25 protein-coding genes are annotated in these 25,171 nt (G+C 62.7%); 12 read left to right on the top strand and 13 right to left on the bottom strand.

What is annotated here, in order from left to right; genetic code table 11:
- Nucleotides 1-12 precede the first annotated feature (12 nt).
- The 4 genes from ACXMDM_RS12210 to rppA all read right to left on the bottom strand — a co-directional run bounded on the left by ACXMDM_RS12210 (nt 13) and on the right by rppA (nt 3,308).
- Entirely contained in the window at nt 13-435 is a 423-nt protein-coding gene (locus tag ACXMDM_RS12210; protein WP_071799791.1) for a DUF302 domain-containing protein, read from the bottom strand.
- Nucleotides 436-443: 8 nt separating this feature from the next.
- Nucleotides 444-974, bottom strand: coding sequence for a DUF305 domain-containing protein (locus ACXMDM_RS12205; protein ID WP_233830931.1), 531 nt, complete (start codon nt 972-974; stop codon nt 444-446).
- Nucleotides 975-1,217: 243 nt separating this feature from the next.
- Nucleotides 1,218-2,594 (bottom strand): two-component system sensor histidine kinase RppB, encoded by a 1,377-nt coding sequence (rppB, locus tag ACXMDM_RS12200; protein ID WP_071799789.1) that lies wholly within the window; start codon nt 2,592-2,594, stop codon nt 1,218-1,220.
- Between the two features lie 15 nt (nt 2,595-2,609).
- Nucleotides 2,610-3,308, bottom strand: a complete 699-nt coding sequence (rppA, locus tag ACXMDM_RS12195) for a two-component system response regulator RppA (RefSeq protein WP_083544323.1) — start codon at nt 3,306-3,308, stop codon at nt 2,610-2,612.
- A 123-nt stretch (nt 3,309-3,431) separates the two neighbouring features.
- Between rppA and ACXMDM_RS12190 the strand changes: the two genes are divergently transcribed.
- From ACXMDM_RS12190 to ACXMDM_RS12165, 6 genes are all read left to right on the top strand, one after another.
- Nucleotides 3,432-3,998 (top strand): efflux RND transporter periplasmic adaptor subunit, encoded by a 567-nt coding sequence (locus tag ACXMDM_RS12190; RefSeq protein ID WP_071799788.1) that lies wholly within the window; start codon nt 3,432-3,434, stop codon nt 3,996-3,998.
- A gap of 42 nt (nt 3,999-4,040) precedes the next feature.
- Nucleotides 4,041-7,211: an efflux RND transporter permease subunit gene (locus tag ACXMDM_RS12185; RefSeq protein ID WP_083544322.1), complete on the top strand. Its 3,171-nt coding sequence runs from the start codon at nt 4,041-4,043 to the stop codon at nt 7,209-7,211.
- 269 nt (nt 7,212-7,480) lie between these two features.
- Nucleotides 7,481-8,446 carry an efflux RND transporter periplasmic adaptor subunit gene (locus ACXMDM_RS12180; protein WP_259723015.1) on the top strand — a complete coding sequence of 322 codons (966 nt, stop codon included), beginning with the start codon at nt 7,481-7,483 and terminating at the stop codon, nt 8,444-8,446.
- Nucleotides 8,447-8,777: 331 nt separating this feature from the next.
- Nucleotides 8,778-10,031 (top strand): TolC family protein, encoded by a 1,254-nt coding sequence (locus tag ACXMDM_RS12175; protein WP_233830929.1) that lies wholly within the window; start codon nt 8,778-8,780, stop codon nt 10,029-10,031.
- A 16-nt stretch (nt 10,032-10,047) separates the two neighbouring features.
- The gene (dmeF, locus tag ACXMDM_RS12170) at nt 10,048-11,010 is read left to right on the top strand and encodes a CDF family Co(II)/Ni(II) efflux transporter DmeF (protein WP_071799786.1); all 963 of its coding nucleotides are present in this window, start codon (nt 10,048-10,050) and stop codon (nt 11,008-11,010) included.
- Nucleotides 11,011-11,121: 111 nt separating this feature from the next.
- Complete coding sequence (locus ACXMDM_RS12165; RefSeq protein ID WP_499569708.1) at nt 11,122-12,216, top strand: DMT family transporter; 1,095 nt, start codon at nt 11,122-11,124, stop codon at nt 12,214-12,216.
- 206 nt (nt 12,217-12,422) lie between these two features.
- Here the strand turns inward: ACXMDM_RS12165 and ACXMDM_RS12160 are convergent, their stop codons facing one another.
- Both ACXMDM_RS12160 and recD2 read right to left on the bottom strand, forming a co-directional pair.
- Nucleotides 12,423-13,142 carry a DUF305 domain-containing protein gene (locus tag ACXMDM_RS12160; RefSeq protein ID WP_071799785.1) on the bottom strand — a complete coding sequence of 240 codons (720 nt, stop codon included), beginning with the start codon at nt 13,140-13,142 and terminating at the stop codon, nt 12,423-12,425.
- A 390-nt stretch (nt 13,143-13,532) separates the two neighbouring features.
- Nucleotides 13,533-15,758 carry an SF1B family DNA helicase RecD2 gene (gene recD2 / locus ACXMDM_RS12155; protein ID WP_499569706.1) on the bottom strand — a complete coding sequence of 742 codons (2,226 nt, stop codon included), beginning with the start codon at nt 15,756-15,758 and terminating at the stop codon, nt 13,533-13,535.
- Between the two features lie 61 nt (nt 15,759-15,819).
- Here recD2 and ACXMDM_RS12150 point away from each other — a divergent pair, with 61 nt between their 5' ends.
- Complete coding sequence (locus ACXMDM_RS12150) at nt 15,820-16,101, top strand: hypothetical protein (RefSeq protein ID WP_499569704.1); 282 nt, start codon at nt 15,820-15,822, stop codon at nt 16,099-16,101.
- Between the two features lie 43 nt (nt 16,102-16,144).
- On the opposite strand, the gene ACXMDM_RS12145 is transcribed toward ACXMDM_RS12150, so the two are convergent.
- Entirely contained in the window at nt 16,145-16,357 is a 213-nt protein-coding gene (locus ACXMDM_RS12145; protein ID WP_499569702.1) for a DUF1651 domain-containing protein, read from the bottom strand.
- Nucleotides 16,358-16,396: 39 nt separating this feature from the next.
- A complete protein-coding gene (locus ACXMDM_RS12140) occupies nt 16,397-16,696 on the bottom strand; it encodes a galactose oxidase (RefSeq protein ID WP_233830923.1) in 300 nt (99 codons plus the stop codon).
- A 432-nt stretch (nt 16,697-17,128) separates the two neighbouring features.
- Here ACXMDM_RS12140 and ACXMDM_RS12135 point away from each other — a divergent pair, with 432 nt between their 5' ends.
- On the top strand, nt 17,129-17,344 hold the full coding sequence (locus tag ACXMDM_RS12135; protein ID WP_071799782.1) for a hypothetical protein: 216 nt from the start codon (nt 17,129-17,131) through the stop codon (nt 17,342-17,344).
- A 364-nt stretch (nt 17,345-17,708) separates the two neighbouring features.
- Nucleotides 17,709-18,041, top strand: coding sequence for a hypothetical protein (locus tag ACXMDM_RS12130; RefSeq protein WP_071799781.1), 333 nt, complete (start codon nt 17,709-17,711; stop codon nt 18,039-18,041).
- Nucleotides 18,042-18,107: 66 nt separating this feature from the next.
- On the opposite strand, the gene ACXMDM_RS12125 is transcribed toward ACXMDM_RS12130, so the two are convergent.
- The 5 genes from ACXMDM_RS12125 to ACXMDM_RS12105 form a co-directional block, all read right to left on the bottom strand.
- The gene (locus ACXMDM_RS12125; protein WP_259728618.1) at nt 18,108-18,239 is read right to left on the bottom strand and encodes a hypothetical protein; all 132 of its coding nucleotides are present in this window, start codon (nt 18,237-18,239) and stop codon (nt 18,108-18,110) included.
- Between the two features lie 385 nt (nt 18,240-18,624).
- Nucleotides 18,625-19,509: a hypothetical protein gene (locus ACXMDM_RS12120; protein WP_145537320.1), complete on the bottom strand. Its 885-nt coding sequence runs from the start codon at nt 19,507-19,509 to the stop codon at nt 18,625-18,627.
- A 74-nt stretch (nt 19,510-19,583) separates the two neighbouring features.
- On the bottom strand, nt 19,584-20,732 hold the full coding sequence (locus tag ACXMDM_RS12115) for a LysM peptidoglycan-binding domain-containing protein (protein WP_145537323.1): 1,149 nt from the start codon (nt 20,730-20,732) through the stop codon (nt 19,584-19,586).
- Nucleotides 20,732-21,265, bottom strand: a complete 534-nt coding sequence (locus ACXMDM_RS12110) for a hypothetical protein (protein ID WP_145537326.1) — start codon at nt 21,263-21,265, stop codon at nt 20,732-20,734. The genes ACXMDM_RS12115 and ACXMDM_RS12110 overlap by 1 nt, the downstream gene beginning before the upstream one ends.
- A 49-nt stretch (nt 21,266-21,314) precedes the next feature.
- On the bottom strand, nt 21,315-22,847 hold the full coding sequence (locus ACXMDM_RS12105; RefSeq protein WP_499569698.1) for a DUF4055 domain-containing protein: 1,533 nt from the start codon (nt 22,845-22,847) through the stop codon (nt 21,315-21,317).
- Nucleotides 22,848-22,950: 103 nt separating this feature from the next.
- On the opposite strand from ACXMDM_RS12105, the gene ACXMDM_RS12100 reads away from it, so the two are divergent.
- The 3 genes from ACXMDM_RS12100 to ACXMDM_RS12090 all read left to right on the top strand — a co-directional run bounded on the left by ACXMDM_RS12100 (nt 22,951) and on the right by ACXMDM_RS12090 (nt 24,947).
- Nucleotides 22,951-23,313 (top strand): UPF0175 family protein, encoded by a 363-nt coding sequence (locus ACXMDM_RS12100; RefSeq protein ID WP_145537333.1) that lies wholly within the window; start codon nt 22,951-22,953, stop codon nt 23,311-23,313.
- Complete coding sequence (locus ACXMDM_RS12095; RefSeq protein ID WP_145537336.1) at nt 23,277-23,792, top strand: PIN domain-containing protein; 516 nt, start codon at nt 23,277-23,279, stop codon at nt 23,790-23,792. Before ACXMDM_RS12100 ends, ACXMDM_RS12095 begins: the two co-directional genes overlap by 37 nt.
- Before the next feature lie 486 nt (nt 23,793-24,278).
- Complete coding sequence (locus tag ACXMDM_RS12090) at nt 24,279-24,947, top strand: uracil-DNA glycosylase family protein (protein WP_499569696.1); 669 nt, start codon at nt 24,279-24,281, stop codon at nt 24,945-24,947.
- Nucleotides 24,948-25,171 lie beyond the last annotated feature (224 nt).

The following is a 25,171-nucleotide window of genomic DNA, read 5'->3' as shown; positions in this document are numbered from 1 at the left end:
GATCGATCGGTGTCAGCCGGAAAGGCTGGTTGACACGGACGGCCAAGCCGCAGCGGCCTCGATGATCGCCGTGGTGGAGGCCTCCACGGCTCTAGCCACCTCCCGAAGGGAGGGATCGGCCGAGAGGCTGGCGAGCATCGCCTCGGGGCGGATCATGCCGATGCGGGTCTGGCCGGCTTCGGTGTAGATGGAGATCCTGCAGGGCAGAGCCATGTTGAGCGCCATCGTGGTGCTGAGCACCGCGGCGGCCTGCTGGGGGTTGCACACCTCGAAGATGCGGCACTGTTCCGGGAACGGCAGGCCTTTGCTGCGCAGGGTGTTGCCCAGATCATGCACGGCCAGCACGCCGAAGCCCTGATCCAACACCGCCTCCTGGAGGGCGGCACTGGCCTCCTCGAAGGATTTCGGCGTGTCGAGGATGAAGAACTGATCCATCGGTGGCGTCAAGGCTTGCCGTACCAGCTGCGATACCACTGGGACATTTGCTGGATTTCATCGCTCTGCACCCGCAGCATGGCCTGCTGCAACTGACGTAGCTCCGGGTGCTGGCTGTTGGTCTGAGCCATTGACGCCATCATCACGCCCATTTGATGGTGGGGAATCATCTGTTCGATGAAGGCGCGATCGAAGTCAGGGGCGGTGCTCAGGGCGGTCAGGTTCGTACCCATGTTGCCCATGAATCCACCTCCCATTCCCATTCCCATAGGCCCCATCCCGCCCTGCCAGCCCCAGCTCGAGCCAGGCCCCCAGGGCGACACCCCCTGGCCGTACCACTCCTGGTACCAGGCGCGCATCTGGGCGTTCTCCTTGGTCTGACTGGCCTTGATGCTCTTGGCGAGGGCCTTGATCTCAGGCCTGCGTGACTTCGTGAGAGCGAGATCAGCCATGGCGATCGCCCCGTCGTGGTGCGGGATCATCATCACGATGAACTGCTGATCTGAGTAGCCCATCCCCATCTGGCCAGGTTCCCCCATGCCTCTGCCAGAACCAGGCATCCATGAACTACCCCTGCTCTGAGACCACGACGGGCAACCCGTCAGCAGGGTCAAGGAGAAGGCCCCTGCAGTGGCAAAGGCCAGGAGGGCCGGTCTCCAGGCTCTGGTCTGTTTGGAATCGTTTGCCATCTGAGCTGCACCTTCGTCTTGAACCTCTGCTTTCAAGCTCGCCACGCACAGGGACGGTGACGCTGATCAGGTGAGAAGGTTCACTCTTGTGCTTCAGCCAGCGATGGGGAGCTTCACAGAGAAGACACTTCCGGAACCAACGCTTGAGGCCACAGAGATCTGTCCGTGATGGCGGCGCACAATGGCCGCCACGATCGAGAGTCCAAGGCCGGTGCCGCCCTGACGACGGGAGCGACCTGGATCACTGCGAAAGAAACGATCGAAGATGCGTCGTTGATCCGCCGGGGTGATGCCAATACCGCTGTCCTGTACTTGCAGCAGCCCATGGCTTCCCTCTCGCCTCACTCTCAGAACCACTTCTCCACCCGTAGGCGTGTACTGAATTGCGTTGAGGAGCAAGTTGGATACGAGCCGATAGAGATCAGGCTCCACTCCCAGCACGTCAAAGTCGTCTGCACCACCCACCAGGTGCAGCTGCACGCCTGCCGCCGCCGCCGCCTCGCTGGTCTCCTCCACCAGGTCGCGCGCGATCTGCGCCAATGGACACGGCTGCGGCGCCGAAGCTGCCTCAGGTCCATCGAGCCGGGCGAGAAGCAGAAGGTCGCTGATCAAGCGGCTCAGCCGTTGCCCCTGCCCAGTGACCACGGCCAGCGTCTGATCCAGTCTCTGGTTAATGGCGATCGGGTCAGCTGACTGCTGCGACCTGTGGGCGTCCACCACGGCCAGCAGGTTGGTCAGAGGTGCGCGTAGTTCGTGGGCCGCATCGGCGGTGAACTGCTCCTGCTGCCGGTAGGCCGCCAGCAGCGGCCGCATCGCCAGGCCCGACAACCACCAGCTGGCCAGGGCTGCCACCAGCAGCGCCAACACCACGATCGTTTGGGCCGACCACCACAGCCGTTCCCGCTCCGCATCGAGCCCGCGCAAGCTGCGCCCGATCTGCAGATACCCCCAATCCAGTTCCTTCTGATCTGTGCCTGGCTGCCCTGGCGTGTCGGAGCGGTGCAGATGGATCGAATACTGCAGGAAGCGCTCCTTTGCTTGTTCCTCCACCACGGTCCAGGTGGGGCCAGGGCTTGGCCCCCTGGCTTTTGGTGATCCAGGGGAGTGAGCGATCAGAACGCCACGGGGATCAAGCAGACGCAGGTAGAAGCGCTCCGAATCAGTGATGCTCACGGCATGGCGCGGCAGCAGCGAAGCGGGTGCCAGACAGGGATCACCCACCAGGCAAAGACCGGGGAGAACCGAGGCGAGCTCGGGAGAGGGCCTGGCTTCTGCAGGCAGCAACGGCTTGAGGCTGTCATGCAAGGTGCCGGCCAGAGTTTCCACCTCGCTCTCGAGGGCCGACCAGTTGGCGCGCATCAACAGTCCAAACATCCCGTAACCCGCGCCATAGAGGATCACCCCGATCACCACCAGGTAGGCAGCCGCCAGCCGCAGACGACTGCGGGGAATGGGACCAAGCTTGAGCATGGGGCGCTTCCCTCGCTAGGGCTCCGGATCGAAGCGATAGCCCTTCGAGGGCACGGTGTCGATCGGAGAGGGCAGCCCGTGACTGGCGATCTTGCGCCGCAGCAGCCGCACCTGGGCAGCGACCACATTGCTGATCGGATCCTCATCGAGCGACCAGAGCTGGGCGCGCAAGCGTGATCCCGGGATGATTTCGCGGGGATGCTCCATGAAGTAGCCCATCAGCTGGAGTTCCTTGGCAGACAAAGCGATCGTCGTGGTTCCAAGCGCCTCCTCGACGCTGAGGCAGCCTTCAGCTGGATCGAGAACGTAAGAACCAGCGCGGAGCACAGGCTCGCGGTAACTGGGCTGGCGCCGATGCAGCGCCCTGATCCTTGCCAGTAGTTCCTCCATCGCAAACGGCTTGCTCAGGTAGTCGTCGGCGCCGGCATCGAGGCCCTGAACCCGGTGCTTGGTGTCGGCCAGGGCCGTGAGCATCAGCACCGGCAGATCGAGTCCGGCCCCACGCAGGCGCCGGCAGAGGTCAACTCCCGTCAGACCCGGCAGCATCCAATCAACGATCGCCAGGTTGTACGTGGCTAGATCGCTGCGGAGCAAACTCCATGCCCCCAGGCCCTCAGCAACGTGATCAACCACATGCCGCTCGGCACTGAGCACGGCCTGGATTGCAGCGGCCAGCTCGGCCTCGTCCTCGACCAACAGGATGCGCAGGGGCATGGGCCTGGGTCATGGGGCGGCGGGTGACGCTGATCCTAGTGAGAACAGGCGGTTTCACCTGTTTTTCATCCCACCTGCGGCATCCTCGGCGAGTCCTTGTCCTGCCTTTGCGGCAGCAGCAGCATGCACGCATTACTTCTGGCCGGCAGCCTCAGCCTTGGAACGCTGGCCCTCGGCAGCGTCAGCCCGGCCCTGGCCCATGTGGGGCATGGCGATGAGTTTCAGCAGACGGGGGACGTGCGCCAGGTGAAGGCGAGCACGGAGATCGATTCGCTGCTGGGAATCACCACCGCAGCAGCCACAGAGGCTGGTGGTGTTGTCACCATTCCCGTCGCCGCCGTGGTGGATGCGGATGGCAAGCCGCTGGTGTTCGTGAAGTACGGCTCCAGCTATGACCCGGTCTTCATTCAGACAGGTGCCAGTCAGGGCGATCAGATCGCAGTGACTGACGGCGTGACAGTTGGCGAGAAGGTGGTGAACCAGGGTGCACTCTCTCTCTACGCCGAGTCCAAGAAGAGCCAGAGCGCAGCAGCAGCCAGCGGAGAAGGAGCCACAACGGCAGCGGCAACCCCAGTGGCCGCCACCGCGGCAGAAGCGGCTGGTCTCAACCCCTTGGTGATTGGTGCCGGTGCCGCAGTGCTGGTGGTTGGCGGGGTGGTGGTGGCCTCGCGCCTGGGCAAAAAGAACTGACCCCCGAACCCCTCGTTCTCTCCCGCTCCTCAACTCGATTTCATGCTCAACCGCCTGCTCAACCAGACGCTGCGGACCTCGATCACCAGGAGATGGTTGGTTGTTGTTGCCGCCATCTTGATCACCCTCTGGGGCCTTTCCATCCTGAGCCGGATGCCCCTCGATGTCTTTCCCCAGTTCGCCCCACCACAGGTGGATGTGCAGACCACAGCCGATGGTCTCGCGCCCGAGGAAGTGGAGTCACGCATCACCGTGCCGATCGAATCGGCCGTCAATGGTCTGCCGGGTGTGAAAACGGTGCGCTCGTCTTCCAAGGTCGGACTCTCAATGGTGCAGGTGGTCTTTGATCAGAACGCCGATATCAACCGGGCTCGTCAATCGGTGGCGGAGCGCCTTGGGCAGATCTCCTCGGTACTTCCAGCCAACGCCGGCAAGCCGGAAATCTCTCCGCTGCTTTCCCCTCTCGGCACGATCCTGCAGTACGCCTTCACCGTCAGCGAGGACGGCTCCACCACGCCGATGGAGCTCCATCGCCTGGTAGTCAGGACCTTTCGCAACCAGATTCTGTCCATTCCAGGGGTGGCCCAGGTCAGCTTTTACGGCGGCGATGAGCCCCAGCAACAAGTGCTGATTGATCCAGAGGAGCTGCAGCGTCGCCAGATTTCGCTGCAGGCCGTTGCTGATGGTGTGGCTGGCGCCAGCGCCATCACCCCCGGCGGTTTCCTCGTCGGCGGAGGCCAGGAAAGGCTGATCCGACCGTTCGGCCAGGCCACCGATAGCAAGGATCTGTCGAGCGCGGTGGTTGTTGACCAGACAGGCAGAAGCGTGCCACTGACGGCTGTGGCCGAGGTACGGCGTGCCCCGGCTCTCAAGCGCGGAGACGGCAGCTTCAACGGCAAGCCGGCGTTAGTGCTGATGATCAACAAACAGCCCGACATCGACACTCCCAAGGTCACCCGTGAGGTGGAGGAGCGAATCGCCGCCCTCAGCCAGACCCTGCCGAGTGACATTCAGGTCAAGCGCACCTTCCGTCAGGCCAGCTTCATTGATACAGCGATCAATAACGTCAGTGGTTCGCTGATCGAAGGCATCGTGATCGTCTCGGTGGTGATGGTGCTGTTCCTGATGAACTGGCGTACCGCCGTCATCACCCTCAGTGCCATCCCCCTGTCTTTGTTGATCGGCTTGATGCTGATGCGTGCCTTCGGGCTGGAGATCAACACCATGACCCTCGGTGGGTTGGTGGTGGCGATCGGCTCGGTGGTCGACGACGCCATTGTCGACATGGAGAACTGCTACAGCGGCTTGCGCCGCAACCAGGCCGCCGGTCGGCCCAGCAATCCCCTGCAGGTGGTGTTTGACACGTCGGTGCAAGTGCGCCAGCCGGTGATTCTCTCCACCGTGATCATCGTGGTGGTCTTCGCGCCGATCTTCAGCCTGTCGGGGGTGGAAGGACGGATCTTCGCGCCGATGGGCCTGGCCTATCTGTTCTCGATCGTGGCCTCCACCCTGGTGGCGATCACGCTCACGCCTGCGCTCTGCGCGATTCTCCTGGCCAGGGCCCAGCTTCCAGCGGAGAACACCTGGATTGCGGACCGGGCGGAGCGGCTCTACCGGCCGCTGCTGGAGATCGCATTGGTTTCACCCAAGCGGGTGCTCTCCGTTGCCCTGGTGGCCGTCGTGGTGGCCTTCACCATCCTGCCCAGCCTTGGGCGGGTCTTTCTGCCGGAGTTCCGCGAGAAGTCCCTGGTGAATTCGATGGTGCTCTACCCCGGCGTGTCGCTGGAGATGACCAACCGCGCCGGCCTCGCACTCTCCAACACCCTGATGGCCAGCCCCCTGTTCGAGTGGGTGCAGGTGCGGGTTGGCCGGGCCCCCGGTGATGCCGACGGTGCTGGGGTGAATCTGGCTCATGTGGATGTGGAGCTGAGTGATCAGGCCATGAACAACCGTGAGGAGAGCATCAGACAGCTGCGTGAAGCATTCCTGAAGCTGCCTGGGGTAGCCCCAAACATCGGTGGCTTTATCTCCCACCGTATGGATGAAGTGCTCTCGGGTGTGCGCAGTGCGATCGCCATCAAGATCTACGGCCCCGATCTCGGCGAGCTGCGCAGGATCGGCGAGCAGGTGCGTGACGCCATTGAGCCGATTGAGGGGGTGGTGGATCTGCAGCTTGAGCCGCAACTGCCTATCGAGCAGGTGCAGATCCGCTTCGACCGCCAAGCGGCAGCGGTGCTGGGTCTGAATGTTCAACAGCTCTCTGAGGCCTTGGAGATTGCCCTCAACGGCAAGGTGGTAGGGCAGGTGATGGAAGATTCCCTGCCCACTGATGTGCTCGTGACGGTGAAAGCAGGAGCACGCGACAACCTCGACGCCATCCGTTCCCTTCCAATCGCTACTCCTTCCGGAGTCACAGTTCCGATCGGCAGCATTGCCCGGGTCGACAACGGCCTGGGGGCCAACATCGTGAACCGGGAGGATGTCTCCAGGTTGATCGTGGTGTCGTCCAACGTCAGTGGACGGCCGCTTGGCCCAGTCGTCAAAGACATTCAGAAGGTGATCGATTCCACCATCACTCTGCCCAGCGGCTACCTGATCCGTTATGGCGGACAGTTCGAATCCGAGGAGCGGGCCACCGCCAACTTGGTGCTCTACAGCCTGCTGGCAGTTGTGGTGATCGGTGTGCTGATGTTCATGTCGGTTCAATCACTCCCGGCAACGATCGCCATCCTCATCAACCTGCCGCTGGCCCTCGTCGGTGGCCTTGCCGCCATCCTGCTGAGTGGCGGTGTGCTTTCGGTGGCCTCGCTGATCGGCTTCATCACCCTGTTCGGGGTAGCGGTTCGCAATGGCCTGCTTCTGGTCGACAACTACAACCGCCGTCATGCGCAAGGAATAGAGCTCAGAGAGGTGATCCGCGCGGGCAGTCTTGAGCGTCTCAATGCAATTCTGATGACTGCCCTGAGCTCGGCTCTGGGCATGTTGCCGCTGGCCCTGGCCTTCGGGGCAGGCAACGAGATCCTCCAACCCCTGGCGATTGTGGTGCTCGGGGGGTTGATCACCTCTACCGGCCTCACTCTGCTAGTGCTCCCGGCTCTTTATGCCCGCTTCGGTAGCTGGTTGCTGCCGGCCACCGGAGTGCACCGGCGTGATGACGCTCAAGAACATTCTTTAGAAACCGTATCACCGCCGATTCTTGTCGCTAAGCAATGACGAACACCCCGAATTCTCCCTCCGGGGAAGAAGACCAGCAAGGCAAGCGGAACGGAGTTCTCCAGTTCCTCGATTCTGCAACGGTTCAATCCAGTCGGCCATGGCTGCTGCCCGTGGGGGCTGGCCTTGCCCTGGCGGTGGCTTTCGGCCTTGGCCGCTGTTCTGGCACTAGCCCACAGATCACTACCCCCTCAGACCCGAGCCAAACCGATACCAGCCAGGTCAGGGAGGGCAAGCCGATGGAGGGCGTGAAGATGAGCGAGGCCCAGTTGCGCAGCTTCGGCATCGAGCTGATCGAGCCGGAGCGAAGCAGTGGCGCCGAACGTCCGATCTCAGGTTTCGTTGAAGCTGCAGTAGGTGGCAGTTCCGCGGTGGGCGTGCCGGTAGCTGGTCGAATCCGCAAGCTGCTTGTCGCGCCCGGTGATGCTGTTCGTGCCGGGCAGCCGATTGCAGCGGTCGTCAGCCCTGAAGCGGCGATGATCTACGCCGAACTGGAAGTATCGCGGGCCCAGGCCAAGCTGGTTGACGGCCAGTATCGCCGCATGCTGCCACTGGCGAAGAAAGGCTATCTCCCCTGGCAGGAGTTAGAGAACAAACGTATCGAGATCGTGCGCGCCAATGCCGAGGTTCGAGCCGCCGCCGCCAAGGCCAGCACTGCGGACTCACCAGATGCATCGGGAAATGTTCTTTTCAAGAGCCCGATCAGCGGCCAAGTGACGGCCGTGAAGATGTTGCCTGGTAGTTTCGTGCAGGCCGGCGAAGTGGTAGCCGAAATCAGTAATCCTGGCGCAACGGAACTCCACTTTGTTGTGACACCGATTCTTGGTGAAAGCATCAAAGTCGGGGAACTGCTGCGTGTGACAGCAGGATCGCGTGAATTCCAGGCCCGGGTCACCAGTGTGGGCAGCGGCGGCAGCGGAGCTAATCGTGGCACTCTGTTGCGGGCGCAGCCGATCAACGCCACGACACCGCCGGCGGGAACGGCGGTGACGGCTTTTCCTGTGGTCAATGCCGCCGACATTCGCCTCACGGTGCCTTCAGGAGCTGTTCAGACCCTGAACGGCAGCCCAGTGGTCTTTCTCTACGAAAAGGGTGTGGCCAGGCCTCTATCTGTGGCGATTGGGAAGCAGACAGGAGGCCGCACGGAGATCCTCTCGGGCCTCAAGGGAGGCGAAACTCTTGCCGGCTCAAACACCTATGTGCTGAAGACCGAGCTGGAACGCAGTCGCCCCTAGGCCTCAGGACAGTCGCTCCATACCTACCCAGCGCAGAGCAGGGATAGGTGTAAACCATCGATCCAGTTCCATGCCAACACGACAACCACGTTTTTTGATGCTCTGGCTGCCGGTAGCCATTGCTGGCATGTTCGCCGGCCCTGAGCTGGCCGTTGCACGGACGCCTCCATCGCCCCTTTGGTTTAAGCCTCTCACCGTCGAGCCCAGCCCGATTGCCGGCAGGTTGAAGGAGCGACTTGGAGTGCTTGAGGGGCAACTCAGCAGTGAGGCGAAACGTGTGGACCTGGAAACCGCCCTGCGTTCCGGGCTGGAGAACCAACCCGAGCTGGCCATGGCCTATGCCGAGATCCAGGGAACGGAATGGCGGCTCGTGGCAGCTCGAAGGCAGTGGTCTCCCACGATCCAGCTTTCCGCCAGTCCCTTGGTCGGCCTGAATGCGTCCACGGAGTATTCCCAGCCTCTGATTCCCATCGGCCCCCAGGCGGCCGGTGCCACCGGGCCCAATGAGATCGTCCAGTTGGCAGGGGTCGAGTGGACCTTCTTTGACCCCGCTCGCGGGCCCACAATCCGCTCCGCGGGCGCCGAGCTCGAAGCTAAAAAATTCCTGTTCGACATCCGTGCCAGAGACCTGCTGCTGAGGCTCCAGACGCGCTACGTCGATCTCCAGGCGATGCTCGAAAAGATTCAGACACATCAAGAGATCTATATCTTCACCACCGAGCAGGTTATGCGCAGCGAGGCGCTCTTCAATGCCGGCTTGCGCAGCATTGCTGATGTTGAACAGATCCGCACTGCCCAACTCGAGCAACTCCAGCAGCTTTTACGAGCCTATGAAGAACTCTTCACTGACTCTGCCGAACTGGCTGGAGCCATGGCGCTGCCTGATGTGAAGTTCGTGCTGCCGTCCGAACCGCTGCAGCCCAGCGAGGCTTGGCCGCTGGACCGCGAACAGACACTTCAGCAGGCCTTGGCCCTGCGCGAGGAAATCCAGGCAAGCCTGGCCCAGGCCAGTGGGGCCTCCTGGGAGGCGAGCGCCTTACAAAATCAATATCTGCCCAAACTCTCCCTCTCGGCAGCTGCCGGCATCAACCGGCTTTCCAGAGGAAATTCGGAAACTGCCACCCTGGACGGTGCCGTTGGACTCGGATTCAGCTGGACCCTCTTTGATGGTGGGCTCCAGCGTGCTGCTGCCAACAGTCGCCGATCGGAATCGTCCCAATGGCAAGCGGAGGCAGCTCAGCAGCGGCTGCAGATCCGCAAGCAGGCGGTCGCCACCCTCGCACGCTATGCAATTTCGCAGCTGGCGATCGAAAGTGCGGAAGCCAGAATCAGAAGCTCACGGGCCGCTCTTATCGCCGTCGAATCCCGGTACGAGCTTGGGGTGACAGACATGACCACCGTGCTTGACAATCTGCGCAGTGCAGAGCGGGCCGCCGTGGATCGAATCGATGCGATACACAGCCACAACACTGCAGTCGCCAGCCTCTACCGCTATTCGGCCCAATGGCCTGCGAGCACCTTGCCGCTGGTTGAAACCCGCAAGGGCTCAGCATCTATCCGGCCAGAGCCATACAGTTCACCTTAGGGGCAACAAACACAGCATGCATAACGAAAACATTCACACTTGGCAGCACGGGCATACGTTTGGCCAAGAGCTAAGACGACCTGGAGAATCGCGCACGCTGATTGTCATTGGGATCACGGTCGTGATGATGGTGGTTGAGCTCGTCGCCGGCACGATGTTCGGCTCGATGGCATTGCTGGCCGATGGCCTACATATGGCATCACACGCCGTTGCGCTCAGCGTTTCAGCCTTCGCTTATGTCTATGCCAGGCGCAACGCCGGCAATCCTCGATTCAGCTTTGGAACCGGCAAGGTCAACGCACTTGGGGGCTTCACCGGAGCACTACTGCTAGCTGTCTTTGCACTCTTTATGGCAGTGGAAAGTGTTGGCAGACTACTTAATCCGATTGAAATTATTTTTGATCAGGCAATTTTCATTGCTGTGCTGGGCTTGCTGGTTAATGGCGTCTGTGTGCTTATCCTCGGCGTCAGAGACCACGACCATAGCCATGTTGAGCATGATCACAGCCATCACCACGGCCATCATCATGACCACAACCTCAAAGCAGCATACCTACATGTCCTTGCTGATGCGCTTACCTCTATCCTGGCAATAGTCGCCTTGCTCACTGCAAAGTATTTCGGGTTCATCTGGATGGATTCGGCAATGGGAATCGTTGGAGCTGTGCTTGTCGCGCAGTGGTCGGTCGTCTTATTACGGTCTACGAGCAGGGTATTGCTGGACCAGGAAGGTCCGCACAATCTCAGGCGCACAATCAGGCAAAGCATCGAGGCCGACGATGACACAGTGCTCACGGATCTGCATGTGTGGGCGATTGGGCCAAAGATCTATTCCGCCATCATCTCCGTCGTTGCACATGAACCACTGACGCCAGCTCAATACAAAGCATGTATCCCCAAGAACATGGGCCTTGTCCATGTCACAGTTGAAGTGCATGCATGCCCAGAATCTGCCGAAAGGTTGCAACTCGCTGGCTAGAAACAATCTGACACCTCGGGCTTCATTGCACGGCAGATATTCTCAGGCTGATGAAGATCAAACAAGTGATATAGAAGGCTTGTGATCATGTTCCACGACCATGCCACGAAAGTGAGGGGTGCCCCACAGAGTCAGGGCTTGATCGCCGGGCTGCTGGCTGCCTTGTTCTTCGGTCTTAGCGCTCCGCTGATCAGTGTCTTCAGTCGGGATGGCTCGCCGCTGATGATCGCGGCACTGCTGTACGGAGGAGCCACCTTCGGGCTTTTGATCGTGCGGGGTTTTGTTGTCCATCAACAGGAGGAATCCCCGATTCAGCGCCAAGACCTTCCACCACTCCTGGGGATCAGCATTCTCGGTGGGATGGTCGGACCCATCTGCCTGGTGCAGGGGCTCACCCTGCTGCCTGCGGGATCAGCCTCGCTGCTGCTGAACCTAGAAGCAGTGTTCACCTTGTTGATCGCGGTGTTGATTGGCCGTGAACACCTCAGCGGCAAGGGACTGATCGCTGCCGTTTTGATCCTCAGCGGTGCCGTGCTGCTCACCGACAGCTCCTTTGACGGTGCCACCCTGCAGGGCACGCTGTTGATCGGCGGCGCCTGCCTGGCCTGGGGGATCGACAACAACCTCAGCCAACGCCTGAGCCTGCGCGACCCGCTCCAGATCGCCCTGCTGAAAGCGATCGGGGCCTCAGCTCCGATGCTGATCCTGGCTCTCGCATCTGGCCAATCCCTGCCGGCCGCTCCCGCTGTGCTGGGGCTGCTGGCCATCGGCACCGTGGGATACGGCCTTTCGATCTGGCTGGATCTGCTGGCTCTACGCCACCTGGGCGCAGCTCGCGAGGCTGTGGTGTTTGCCACGGCTCCGTTCGTGGGCGTGTTGTTCTCGGTGCTGGCGCTGCGCGAAGCCTTCACCGGCGCCATGGCCATGGCCTCAGCCTTGATGCTGCTCGGCGTTGCGGTGCTGCTGAAAGAACACCATGCCCACTGGCATCGCCATCAGGCGTTCCGGCATGCCCACCGACACAAGCACGATCCAGTCGTCGGAGACCTTCACCACAGCCATCTCCACCCTGAGGGCAGTCCGTCAACGGGCAACGCACAGCAGGGCTACTGGCATGCCCATGAACATCAGCACGAACCGATCGAGCATTATCACCCTCACGTCAGTGATGCACATCACCGGCACCGGCATCAGCAAGGGCTTTGAGTGGCGAAGTAGGACGCCCCTTGCCTGGCGCCCTACAGCTTCTCATCGAAAAGGCTGCGCCTACGCAGAAGCTCAATGGCTCGTATCACCCGGGTGATGGCATCTGAATTCATGAGTAGAACAACAGAGGTGATCTGTCAGGACGACAAGCGAACCACGGCACCAGGAGAGCAGGATGAGACGAGGGCTGCAGGGCCAGCGGCTGCTCAGAGCGCGAAAAGAGCGTCGTATTTGTGATATTCCGGCTTGCGTAATCCCTCGACCGCCAACATTCGGCGCAGTTCAATAATCTCAGCCCGCTGGGCGATGATCACCTCCCGAGCGAAACGCAGGATTGTGGGATTGGTGCTCTTGGCGCGGGCGTCGTGGGCCATGATCAGCGCCCCGCCGTGGTGATCGAGCATTCCTTCGAGAAACCACACCACCCGGTTCTCCTTCGTGGGCCCATCGCCCATCATCCGCATGCCATCGATCTGAGCCTGGCTCATGCGGGTAAGCCCCGCCAGGCTGTTGGGGTCTCCGCCCGGCTTGAGCGCCACCGGGTACACCGGCGCCTGGGGGTACCAGGCCTTGCGCCAGAGAGCCATCGCCCGGATCTCCTGGGCCTGATCGCGCCAGATCGAATGACCCAAGGCCCCCACGCCAGGCTGGCCGATATTGAAGACGAACTCGCTCATGCGCAGCGCCCCAGTGTGGTGCTGCACCATGCCGTCGATGAAGCGCAGGTCGTAAGTGGAGCCGGCCGGGCCAACATCGTGCGCATGGCCGGCATGGGCCGGGTCGCCACCGGTCGGGGTCGTCATGCCAGGCATGCCGTCCATGCCGCGATGACCCTCGTGGGGATCCATCTGGGCCAGCGCCGGAAAAGGCAGAACACTGACTGCAGCGATGGCCGACAAGGTGATCAGCAGCGAGCGACGTGGCATGGGGGTGGATGTGAATGCAACGTCTACACCGTATGGTCTCCCCTATGCAGGAGAGTCAAGCGAAGGCAAGGATGTACACCTCGGCTTCTGGTGAACTCAAAGTTTTGGCGAAGATGGGTGCACCCCTGGCTCTCTGAAACTCTCGGTCAGGGCCACGGAATGGGCACTTGCAACTCCTCTGACGGTGGGCGGCTCTCCTTCAGATCCGGGGGAGGCTAAGTCTTACTCAAGTGCTTCTTCCACTTTGCCTCTGATTCATTGATAGATCCGCCTGCCTTGGTTGTCAGTACGGCAAGCCGAGCCATCCACCTCAGCGACGGCGGCATCAGAGCGATTGCAACTGCGCAGAGAAAGAAGTAGCCAAGATCGCCTCGTCGCCCTGGCAGCTGATCAGCTGAGCCACTCCGCCAGCTTGGTGTAACGCCGGCGGCCCAGGTGGTTCTTCACCGCCATCGCCAGTGCTTTCTTCTGCCCCACCAGCACCACCAGCTGCTTGCCGCGGGTGATGCCGGTGTACACCAGATTGCGCTGCAGCATGGCGTAGTGCTGGGTGAGCAGGGGGATGACCACAGCGGGGTATTCGCTGCCCTGGCTCTTGTGGATCGTGCAGGCGTAGGCAGGCACCAGGTTGTCGAGTTCACCCCAGCCATAGGTCACCTCGCGGCCGTCGCTGCTCCCGGATTCCCCGGAGGGAAAGCGCACCGTCAGTTCGCTGGCATCGGCATCGATTGTTTCCACCGTGCCCACATCGCCGTTGAATACCTCCTTCTCGTAGTCGTTTGCCACCTGCATCACCTTGTCGGCCGGGGCAAAACGCCAGCCGAAGCGCTCCACCTGCTCGGTGGGGTCGGGGTTGAGCAGCTGCTGCAGCTCGATGTTGAGTGAGCGGGAGCCACAACCACCGCGCGCCATCGGGCACAGCACCTGCACCTGGGCGATTGGATCGAGGCCAAAGCGCGCCGGGATGCGCTCGCCCACCACCTTGAGGATCAAGGCCACCGCCTGCTCGGGCGAGTCGGCAGGCAGGAAATAGAAGTCGCTGGTGGTCTCAGCCGGCGGTGGCCGTAGATCGGGGATGGTGCCGGCATTGATGGCGTGGGCGGTGGTGATGATGCGGCTGCTCGCGGCCTGGCGGAACACCTCCGTGAGCCGGGCCACCGGCAGGGCGCCGCTGTTGATCAGATCGGCGAGCACCTGGCCGGGCCCCACCGAGGGCAGCTGATCCACATCACCCACCAGCAGCAAGGCCGCCTCGGCTGGCAGGGCGTCCAGCAGTGAGGCCATCAACGGCACATTCACCATCGAGGTCTCATCCACCACCAGCAGATCGCACTCCAGCGGCAGCTCGGCCTTGCGCTTGAACCCGAAGGCTGCCGGGTCGAACTCCAGCAACCGGTGGATGGTTTTGGCCTCTAGCCCGGTGGTTTCGCCCATCCGCTTGGCGGCCCGGCCGGTGGGAGCGCAGAGCAGGATGCGTAGCTTCTTGGCCGCCATGATGCGCAGGATCGCGTTGATCAGGGTGGTCTTGCCCACCCCCGGCCCACCGGTGATCACCAGCACCTTGCTGGAGAGGGCCTGCTCCACCGCCCCCTTCTGGCTGGCGGCGAGCTCCAGGGCGAGGCGTTGCTCCACCCAGGGGATGGCAATGGCGGCCTCGATGCTTCCCCAGGGCGGAGCACTGAGGTTCAGGGCCTGGAGGGCTTCGGCGATGCGGCGCTCATCGCGGTGCAGATGCGCCAGCAAGATGGCGGGTTCACCAGCCAGGGTGTCGGCCACCACCGAGCCCTCGGCGAGTTCCAGATCCAGGGCGCTCTGGATCAACCCTGGCTCCATCGGCACCCGAGAGGTGGCGCCGCTCTCCTCAACCGGCCCACTGGGCCGCTCGACGCTGAGCAGTTCTCCAGCCAGCTTGAGCAGCTCAGCGCTGGGCAGGCCGCAGTGGCCATCACCACTCGCCTCCAGCAGGGCGTAATTGACGCCGGCCCGCAGGCGGATCATGGCGGTGGGCTCAATGCCCAGCCTTGCGGCGATCGCATCAGCGGTGCGGAAGCCGATGCCGCGGATGTCGCGCGCCAGGCGGTAGGGGTTCTCGGCCATCACCTGCACGGCGTCGTTCCCATACGTCTTGAAGATGCGCACGGCCCTGGCGGTGCCGACACCATGGCTGTGCAGGAAGACCATGATTTCGCGCACCACCTTCTGATCGGCCCAGGCCTGGCTGATCCGCTGGCCCCGCACCGGGCCGATGCCCGGCACCTCTCGTAGGCGCTCGGGCGCCTGCTCGATCACCTCGAACACCTGATCGCCGAACGCCGCCACGAGCTTGCTGGCGTAGATCGGGCCGATGCCCCGGATCATTCCAGAACCCAGGTACTTCTCGATCCCTTCTGCGGTGGTCGGGGCGGAGGCCCTGAGGAAGGAGGCCTTGAACTGCTGGCCGTGCTCCCGGCTGTTCACCCAGGTGCCGCTCACCGTCACCCATTCGCCGGCGCTGATCTCGGCGGCATGACCCACCACCGTCACCAGGTCGCGGTGGCCGCGGGCCTTGATGCGCAGCACGCAGAAGCCGTTCTCGGCGTTGTGGAAGGTGACGCGCTCGATTGAGCCTGCCAGCACCTCGGTGGGTTGCGGGCTGGCTTGGGTCTGATCTGACGGGGACTGGCGTGCCAGGGCAGAAGTGGCTTGTGGCCTCACCTTTGCAGGCTTCAGCCCTTCGGGGGCGAAGGGTGCGCCAGCTGCCGCTCTCGGTGCTCACCTCCAGGCCAAGGCCAACTTGAGCAGCCGGATCGCCGGTGGGCTTTCGCTGCTGCCACCAGTTGGTGGCGAAGGCCCAGGCCTCCTCGATCGACTCGAAGTGCTCATCGAGCTCAAGGTGAGGTTGGCCGTGGTGATCCACCAGGCGATAACGCCGTGGCTGGTGGCTGCTGCTGATCGGCAAGAAGGTGGTCATCAATTCTGAGCTCAGCTTGGTGGGAGTCGATCGGTTTGTGCTGTGGTGGTGATCACCACTGGGGGCTGCAGGGCGTCCAGCCCGCCTTGCGTTTCTCCTCCCAGAGCTTCAGGGCCTCAGCACGGCTCAGATCCCGGCGTGATTTCAGCAAGGGGATCTCCTGGTCGGGGAGCAACTCGCCGGTGGTGATTTCCAGCCGGTGGTAATCCCGCTCCCAGCGGGTCGGGCGAACGCAGCACCTGGCGGCCATCACGCAGCCAGCCATCCTTGGGGGAGAGCGGTATTGGCCTCCTGGCCGCAGCTGTCACGACCCTTCCGGCGCCCAGCCACGCTGGCGCGAGAGGTCTTCAGTCCAGCCATGGCAGCGGTGGGTGAGGTGCTCCCCTTGCACCAGCAGGCCCTGGTGCAGCTGGCAGGTGAGCAGGGGGATGCAGTTGACCCCGGCGTGGTGCCGAAACCAATGACAAGTCATGCAGACCTTGCGGCTACGGGTGGGCAGCAGGACTGCTTCATCAAGAAAGGGCCAGTGCTCGCAGCCGTCATCGCCTGCGGCTGAGCTAGGCGCCGGCCTGGCACCGCGGGAGCGGGGCAGGGAAGCAGCCACGGCGACACCATCAAAGAGAACACCTGTACTAGCAGAAGTCATCTGGTTCCCGCCAGCTCGGGCGCGACCCCAGGTGGAGCCCCAGGTGACAACGTCGCGCTGAAAGCGGGCTGATCGGTCCGGCACCCAGACCCGCACCCGGTTCCTCGATGCCACCGGCCATGAACTGCACACGTGCAGTTGACCAAGCAAGCGAACGACCTCTGACACCGGCCGCCGGGCGTGATCACCGCCGCCTCGGATCGGCGACAGCCGCCGGCCAACACGGATTGGTCAGCACCGATGGGGAGTGTTCCGCCACGGCCCCGGTGAGGAGCCCCCGAAGGCTGCGCTGGCCTGCTCGGTTCGGCAAGGGCTGACGCGAGGCGCTTCGCGCCCCCTGCCTTCCCTGCGCGGGCCGCGCTGCTGCATCGGGTTCCTCACCTCAAGGCCATGGCCACACCCTCTGCACCCAGCTGCGAAATCCGCCGCGTCATCGTTCACTTCTATCCCGATGGCCCCAAGGGCGGCGCCCACCATTGCGAGCAGCGGTTCTTCGGGAAGCGCGGCAAGCCCGTCAAGAAGATGCGCTTCGTGCCTGCTGAGAAGGCATTCGCCATCGCCCGCTCCTTGCAGGGCACAAGGGGCTGCACCGTCTCGGTGATCTGAGCCCCGGGCCGCTAACGCGGCCCTTTTCTCTGCTCCTGCTCGCCACAAGAGCTGGAGCGAACCAACGGTGTGCGGCTTAGGTGTTGCACCAGGCTGATAGCGCGGCCGATGACGACGCGGCCTCAGCCGCGCAGACAGCAACGTCAGTAACACTCGGGCGAACCAGCACCGGCCGCGACTCAGAGCGCGGGCGCATCGGAACGGGCGAAACGCACCGCATGGTGCCCTGGGCTGCCAGCAGCCGATCGCTGCGCTCTCGGGCTGGCGCCGCCGGCCGCGTCAAGGGCTCCGCAAGCGGCTTCGCCGCCCTTGACCCGTCCGGCTCACCCAGGGCGTGGGGGCGGCGTTCTTCGCCTCTGGTGCGATGCAAACCCACACCACCGAGTCCCTGCTGCGCTCCGTGCTGGCTCACAGCCTCGCCACGCTCATCCTCTGCTGCTCCATCGCCTACGGCGCTGGTTTCGCTCTGGGCAGCGGCATTCATTGGCTCAATGGCCGGCTCTCCGCTGTCGCGTCGGCACGGCTGGCACCGGCCAATCCGCAGCTGATGGCCACCATCGAGGCCTGGCAGGAGGAAGTCAAAGCCGGTCGCTGGATCGAGCCACAACCCATCGACACAGGCTCGTGGCGCGATCTCCAGCCGCAAAGCGAGCAGCAGGAGGCCGATCAGGATCTTCCGCTCTCCTGGGCCGTGTAGCCCCAGCCAGGGCGGCTCAGGGCCGCCCAAAACTGCCCGCAGATGTCAACCATCATCCGGCAGACATCAGAGGACATCGCCGCTGCGCTGCGCTCTGGTCTTGGTGGCGGCTGCTCCAGGCCGCTCCACCCGCTCGCTCCCACTCGGGATTCCGCTGCCTTGCACCTGTACCGCCAAATCAAAGCCAGCAGCCGGCATCACCACAGCTTCTCTTCTCCTCTCGCGCCTGCTCGGGCTTCGTTATCACTTTTCGTGTGATGCCTCCAGTTGTGGTGCATTGGTCTTCCAGATTTTGCGACATTTCCGAGGCAATGTCCGCGCGTTTCTCATTTCAAAGGATAGTTACCCCTTTTTGGATCTTGGTTTTTATTTTCGTACACCTCTGCTTATCTTGCACCGTCGCGTCTGGTTGTCGATCGATTCATTCACAGCAACATCGACGGCGCCGTTCAACAGCGAAAGCGAGAACCACACTGGCTTCCTACTCGCATCTTCTCCAATAAAAAAGGCCCGGCACAGATGTGCTCGGGCCAGCAGATTCAGTCATTGCCTCTGTCCTGATCAGTAGCCGGTGCAGCTGGGATCAGCGCCTGGCCCCGGCTGGCTTGGGTCCATAGCTGGCCAGGTACAGCTCTGAGGTGGTCATGCTCTGCAGGTTGGTCGTCTGGCCATTGCCATCGAACTCAGCGATCACCGTGTTCGGGCCAAGGCCGCCACGCTGACTGAAGAGAAAACTGAGCACCGGGTGAGTGCGCAACGACTCCACGTGCTCGGAGGCAGCGAGGGTGCCGTCATCGCCAAGGATCGTGCTGCCCTTGCTGTCGATCGGCTCGAGAATGTCACGCCCATTGGCGTCTTTGCTGAGCCTGAACTCAGCGCCAACCTGGGAGCGAAAGATCTCAAAGAAGCTGCCACGGTTGTCGCCACCGGTACGCCCCTCGGCATCAATGAACAAGCGCTCCAGCAAGCGATCCTTGCGCAGTTCATCCACCTGCTTGAGGGCCTCATCACGCTCTTTGGCCACCAGCTTCACCTTGCGGGCAGCAGAGGCTTCCAGTTGGCGCTCGCGGGTGGCAATCTCACGTTCCAGCTGTTCCTTCTGCCGCTCGGCCTCCTGCAGCCGCTCGTACTCATCGGGATTGATCTTGGAGAACTGGGAGAGCTGGCGCTTCAAGGTGCGCAGATCGCGCTCCAGGTTGTTGGTCTTGCGGCGCTCGGCCTTGAGGGCCTCGCTGATCTGCGCGCCGCGGGGAGCAGGCTCGGGCTCGGGCTCATCGCCAGCAATGTCATCGAGGGGTTCCTCGTCGTCCTGGTCCTCGTCGAGCGACTCATCCTCCAGGTCAGAGGTATCGGCTGCATGGTCATGGTCAGTGTCGCCGGCAACCTGGTTGGGCTGGTGCTGCTGCTGCTCAAAGGTGACGTAGCGCTGCTGAGCTGCAGCGAGTTGATCAAAGAAGGCTTGAGGCATGGTCCACCCATCGCGGCTGTGGTTGATGGGAGCAGCCCGTCCGGGCTCTGCTCCTGCCATCTATTGCCAGCTGCTCAGAGATTGATAGAAGAGAAACCAACCAGCGGCGAAGTGGGATCGGGATCGGGATCGGGCGTGGGCTGCTCCAGTGTCGGGTCCACATCCCAGAGGTCATCGGTCACCGAGACACCGCGCAGTTTCGGGAGACGGATCCATCCGCCAGCGGGAAGCAGGGTCGAGGGCCGGATCGCTGGCACCACCAGATCCTGGCCAGGGTCCAGCTCACTGCTGGGCCTGATCGCCGGCACGTTCACCACCAGGCCCAGCGGCAGCTGCTCAGCGCCGGGGTAGCGATCGAGATCCGGGAGGTTGTACTCGCGCAGGGTGGGTCTGGTGGTGTCGTAAAGCTCAGCGAGCACGGCCAATGTGTCGCCCTCCAGCACCAGGTGGCCATCAGCGCGAAGCAGTTGCGGGTTGAGGTTGCGCAGGGTGTCCACCGTGGTGCCGTGACGACCAGCCAGCAGGTTGAGCGTGTCGCCCACCACGGTGACAATCGTTTCGTAGGTCGCCAGTTCAGGGTTCTCCTTGCGCAAGGTCTGCACGGTGGTGCCGTAGCGCTCCGCAATCACGCTCAATGTGTCACCGGGACTGATGACCAGCACCCGGTTGGGCTTGAGCGCCAGCACCACCTTCTCGCCCAGCTGTGGCTGCACCAGGGCGCCGATGCCACCGGAGCCATAGGCCTGGCCCACCAGCAGCAGAGAGAGACCAAGCAGCTCAGCTCGCGGCTGTGGGGGCAGCAGGCCGGGCGACTGGAGGCCCGAGAGATCACCCAGCCAGCAGAGGCCATCACAGGGGGCAAAGCAGGTGGTGGCCGGGGGCGTCGTGGTGATGCCGGTGTCGGGGTCGGTGAGATCAGGCGGCTGGTAGATGCCGCGCACACCGATGCCCTGCCAGGGCTGGCTGGCATCAAGGAAGTCCCAGGCGTAGGGGCGCTTGGCATCGAGCACCGCCGCCCGGCAGATGTAGCCCTCGCAGAGGATGTCGCCGGTATCGACACCAGGGCCGTTGGTGTTGTTGGAGATCAGGCGCTGCTGGGCAATGAAGACATCGAGCACATGCCGCGCCACGATCACCGGCTCCCTGGAACCGGGGTGCTGGGGTTGAAAGAACAGCAACCGGGCATTGGCGACAACCTGCAACGGCGAGGCGGACATGGTCATCAGCCGCGCAGGATCCAGCCCTGGTAACTACTGGGCTGGGGGCTGGCCTGCCAGCTACGCAGGCTCGGCAGGATCAGGAGAATCGTCTGCGCGTGAAGACGGCGCTGCTGGGCCGGCGCCAGCGCGGAAGCGGCAGCCGCCTGGTCTGCGCTGGGGATCTCGTATTCGGTGACCACTTCCTCCATGAGCAGATCGGTGGCGTACTCGATCACATCCAGCTTTTTTGTCGGCAGTTGCTCGGGGATCGGAATGGCAGCGCCCTTGCGCGACACCTTCGTCACCACCGCGTTCTGCGGTGGCGCATCAGGGTCAAGCGGGGGAGGTGGAGCGAGCAGGGCGGCATCGATCAAGGCGATGGCATCGAGGCTGGCCTTGGCGCTGGGGATCGGATCGGGGTAGCTGGCCTCCAGCTGCGCCATGGCGTCATTGATGGCACGCACGGCTGGTGCCGTTGCGGGCATCTGCAGGGCACGGCGGATCGCTTCGAGATCAGTGGGACGCCAGGCGTAGGGGTTGGTGATGGGATCGCTCATGGCTGGTGGCTGGGTACGGCGATCGGATCAGCCGTTGCTGCCATGGGGTTCACCACGGGGCGCTGGAGAGCGCGAGCTGGTGGCGTAGCTCAGCGCTGCTGATCACGCCGCGCTCGTGCAGGCTGAGCCATTCATCAACTGAGGGCAGGGGCCGAGCTGGCGGGGTGAGCGGCGTCACGGTCAGCGACACCCCGGCTCCTGCCTCCAGCGGATCACCGGTGAGAGCGCACCAGTGGCCCAGCAGGGTGGAGAACACCGAAGTCTTGTGCGTCGCCAGCGACTGGAGGAGCGCAAAGGATTGCCCGGCTGTGAGGCTGATCTCCTGTTCACTGCGGCCGGCGCCCATGTTCTCGGCGGGCACGAGCGCATCGCGGCGCATGTTCTGATCCAGCATCTGCAGGTAGGCGCGGTGCTCGGCCAGGGAGCGAGCGCGGATCTCCTTCCACTCAAAGTCCGCGCCGGCAGGCAGGTCCATGAAGGTGTTGGTGGAGAGCACCAGCGGTTCCGCCGGGCGCTCATCGCCATTGGCATCAGGCACGTTGCCGAACTGATCGACCAGGCCGCTGCGCACCGCCACCGGCAGGGCACAGCGCGAAAGCAGGTCCTCGTACTCGCTTTTGAGCCGGTAGTGGGTGAGGTACTGGTGCGCCAGGCCAAGGTGCGGGAGGTCACCCTGCCCAAAGCCCGCGCCATCGGCGGCGTACCAGACCGCAGGAAGCTGATGCAACCTGGGGCTAAGCAAGGCGGTGCCAAGGGGCTGGGCCCTGAAACCACCGGGTTCACGGGGGCTGGGCACCGCGGCGAACGACGCCTGGGTCATGCCATCTGGTGTGAGCAGCAGGCGGTGGTAGGTCCAGTCCGAAAGCTGAGCGGACTGCAGCTGATTGCCGTCAGCGCCGATGAAGTGAACAGGGATGGCACCGTGCTGCCGCGGCGTCACCGGCCGGCGGCGATCCTGGCGCCACCAGAGGCCATGGGGCGCCGCCTGGGGATTCGGCTGTGCCCAGTCCAGCAGGTCCGTACGGGGCACAAGCAGCAGCCGGGGCAGGGAAGCGCGATCACCAGCGGCGATGGCATCGAGGCGATGACCCTCGGAGGGCCAGCGGTGCTCGGGCGGCAGCACCATCAACAGACAGCCGCCATCGCGCAGCACGAGCAGATCGGCGACAAACAGGAACACCGACAGGTCAGTGCCGTGGCCATCGACATCACCGAGCACCCGCAGCAGGCTGCTCGGCAGGGCGCGGGGGTGAAGGAAGGAGAGCATGCCGGCATAGGTGCGCAGGGCATCGCGGAAGAAGCCGGTCGGCCGGGCGGCTTCGATGCGGCTCCCATAGGAGAGAGAAGGCTCCTTGTAGCCCTGGGGCAGGTAGACGCTGCGGCGGCAGGCGCCTTCCGGTGACTGCAGCAGGTTCCAGCAGTCGTAGGCGAGCTGAAGCCGATCACGCACGGCCACCAGGGAGGGATGCTCCCGCCAGGGCTCCAGCGGCGAGACGCCCTTGGCGGCAACGCCTGCGTGCTGCTCTTTCGGAGAGAGCGGCAGCCACTTGTTGCGGGATCGGCTGCGACTCCTGGAGGCCAAGGGCTTGGTGCTGCTGTGGGCTATTGCCAGGAGGGGGCCTGCCTGCTCCCTTCTCAATCGCCCTTAGAGTCATCCCATCAGATCATCCCTGGAGGGATGGGCCATGCATGCCGTCAGCGTCAGCGGCCTCAAGAACAATCCGGCCGAGGCCCTGCGCCAGTCCAAGCAGGGCATGGTCGTCGTGCTCAACAGGGACCATCCCGATGCGGTGATGATGGGCCTCGATCAGGGCGGCCTGTTGCAGGCACCGGGCGTGCGGACCGCACTGGCCACCGCCCTGTTCCGCGATGGTGAGCTCTCCCTGGCTCGCGCCGCCCGGGTCGCCGAGATGGACACGGCCGCCTTCATCTCCCATCTCTCGCGGCTGGGGATCCCGGTGATCCGTCTGACGGAAGCCGAAACCAACGCCGACCTTGACACCCTGGAGCAATGGCTGCAGTCGTCATCAGTGACGCCAGCCCTCTGATCGGCCTCGCCCGTGTGAACGGGATCGGTTGGCTGAAGGAGCTGTTCGTGGAGGTCCTCATCCCAGCGGTGGTGGCCGATGAAGTGATCACCGGAGGCTTCCCTGCAGAAGAAGCGCGCATCACCGCAGCACTGGAGGCTGGCTGGCTCCAGATTGCTGGTCCCATCCCAGCGGGGCCTGACCTGCCGGATCTCGATGAGGGAGAAGCGGCCAGCATTCGCCTGGCCCTTGCACATCCGGGCCCGGCGCTGTTGCTGATCGACGAGCGCTCAGGGCGGGCCGTGGCCCAGGGCCTGGGGCTGTCAATTGCAGGTACAGCCGCGGTCATCGGCATGGCCCGAGCGCGCCATTTGATCCCGTCAGCTCGGGCCGTGCTGTCCCAACTGCATGACAGCGATTTCAGGATCGCTCCGGCAGTGATTCATGCCGTTCTGCGGCGCTGCGGAGAGAGCAGCCCTGAAACTCCACAGGATCCCTGAGAGAGGTCTGGGCTACGACGCTCAGCCCAGCAAAGGGAGATGGACTGACAACGCCACGGGTTGCCTCAAGGCTGTTCTCCAACAACCTGAAGTGGCGCGACCCGCTTTGCAGCCTCCGACTGCAGAGCAGCCAGGACATCCGCACGATCAAGGAACTACTGAGCCACCGGGACGTGATCACGACCAGGATCTATACCCATGTTCTCAATCGTGATCAGCTTGGGGTCCGCAGCCCGGCAGAGATTGTGTAGCGTACTGAACAAGTGGTTCTCGGACCTGGGAACCACGGCCAAGCTTATGGAGATAAATCGGAAACCCATTGATGCAACTGAGTTCGTGCCTTGCGCCCGATGTCCTTGAGCTGTGGTTCTCGGAAAGGGGTGAGCTTTCGGCGGTGGTTCACGGAAACCATCCAATAACAAGTTCTGCCCACAGTGATTTTTGTATTTGAGTAGGCATATGAATGACCTAGCATCTGTCAACGAGTTGGTCAACGGAATTTATCGTGACTTCAGATCACACCTTAATAGGATAAACTATCCATTGGTATTTGAGTATTTTGATCTGAAATCAAGGGGGTACAAAGCCGAGGATAGGGGTCATGATCTGGGGCATTTTGCGATCCTGTATACCCCAATTCCCAAGATCCGCCCTGATTTGATGCTGATCGGTGACAATCCCTCATGGTTCGATCGTGTTGATATGACCTTGGCATTAAATATTGTTAGGGAGATCGAAAAAGGCGTCCCCCAGAAGTCCTCATATCTTGTACACAATCACACCTTTGCTGCTCAGCTTAAAACGATCTTCAACTGCAACTTAAAGCGTGAGGATTTGCTTCGGCAATGTGTGGGTCTAAATCGATTTTGGGTGCAAACCGGCTCAGATGGGATCAAGGACTTCATCAAGCAGCCCCGAGCTGAAGAATACCGACGACTCAAGCGAATCTGTGAATATGGCACCCAAAGAATGGTAGCTGCCTTGGAGCCCCGTGTTGTAATTCTCTTGGGTGCCAATGCGCAGAAAGCGTTCTCGCATGCGTTTCGGGGCGAACATCCATCTATCGCTATTGAGCATGCTCGGCATCCAGGAAGGGGCGGAGTTAACCAGTGCACCGAGAGCATCAGCGCCATCATTGATAAGCACCGCCTTTAGGTATGCATGGGGCAGAACAAACGGATGCAGGCGAGCGGGAGCAAAGTAGCTATGTTGGGCGAGTTCCTCTAGCCGCCGCCTGATCCTTTCCGTTAGGCGGCCCTGGCACAGCGATATGAAGCCCACCATGATCTATACACATGTCTTCAATCGGGGACCGGTTGGGGTTAGAAGCCCGGCGGATCTGCTCGCTTCAGAGACAGAGTCCGATGCCAAGGAAACCA

This window comes from Synechococcus sp. CS-603 (assembly GCF_977929215.1).
The sequence above is the reverse complement of the archived record's forward strand: the minus strand, read 5'-3'. Positions and strand labels throughout refer to the sequence as shown.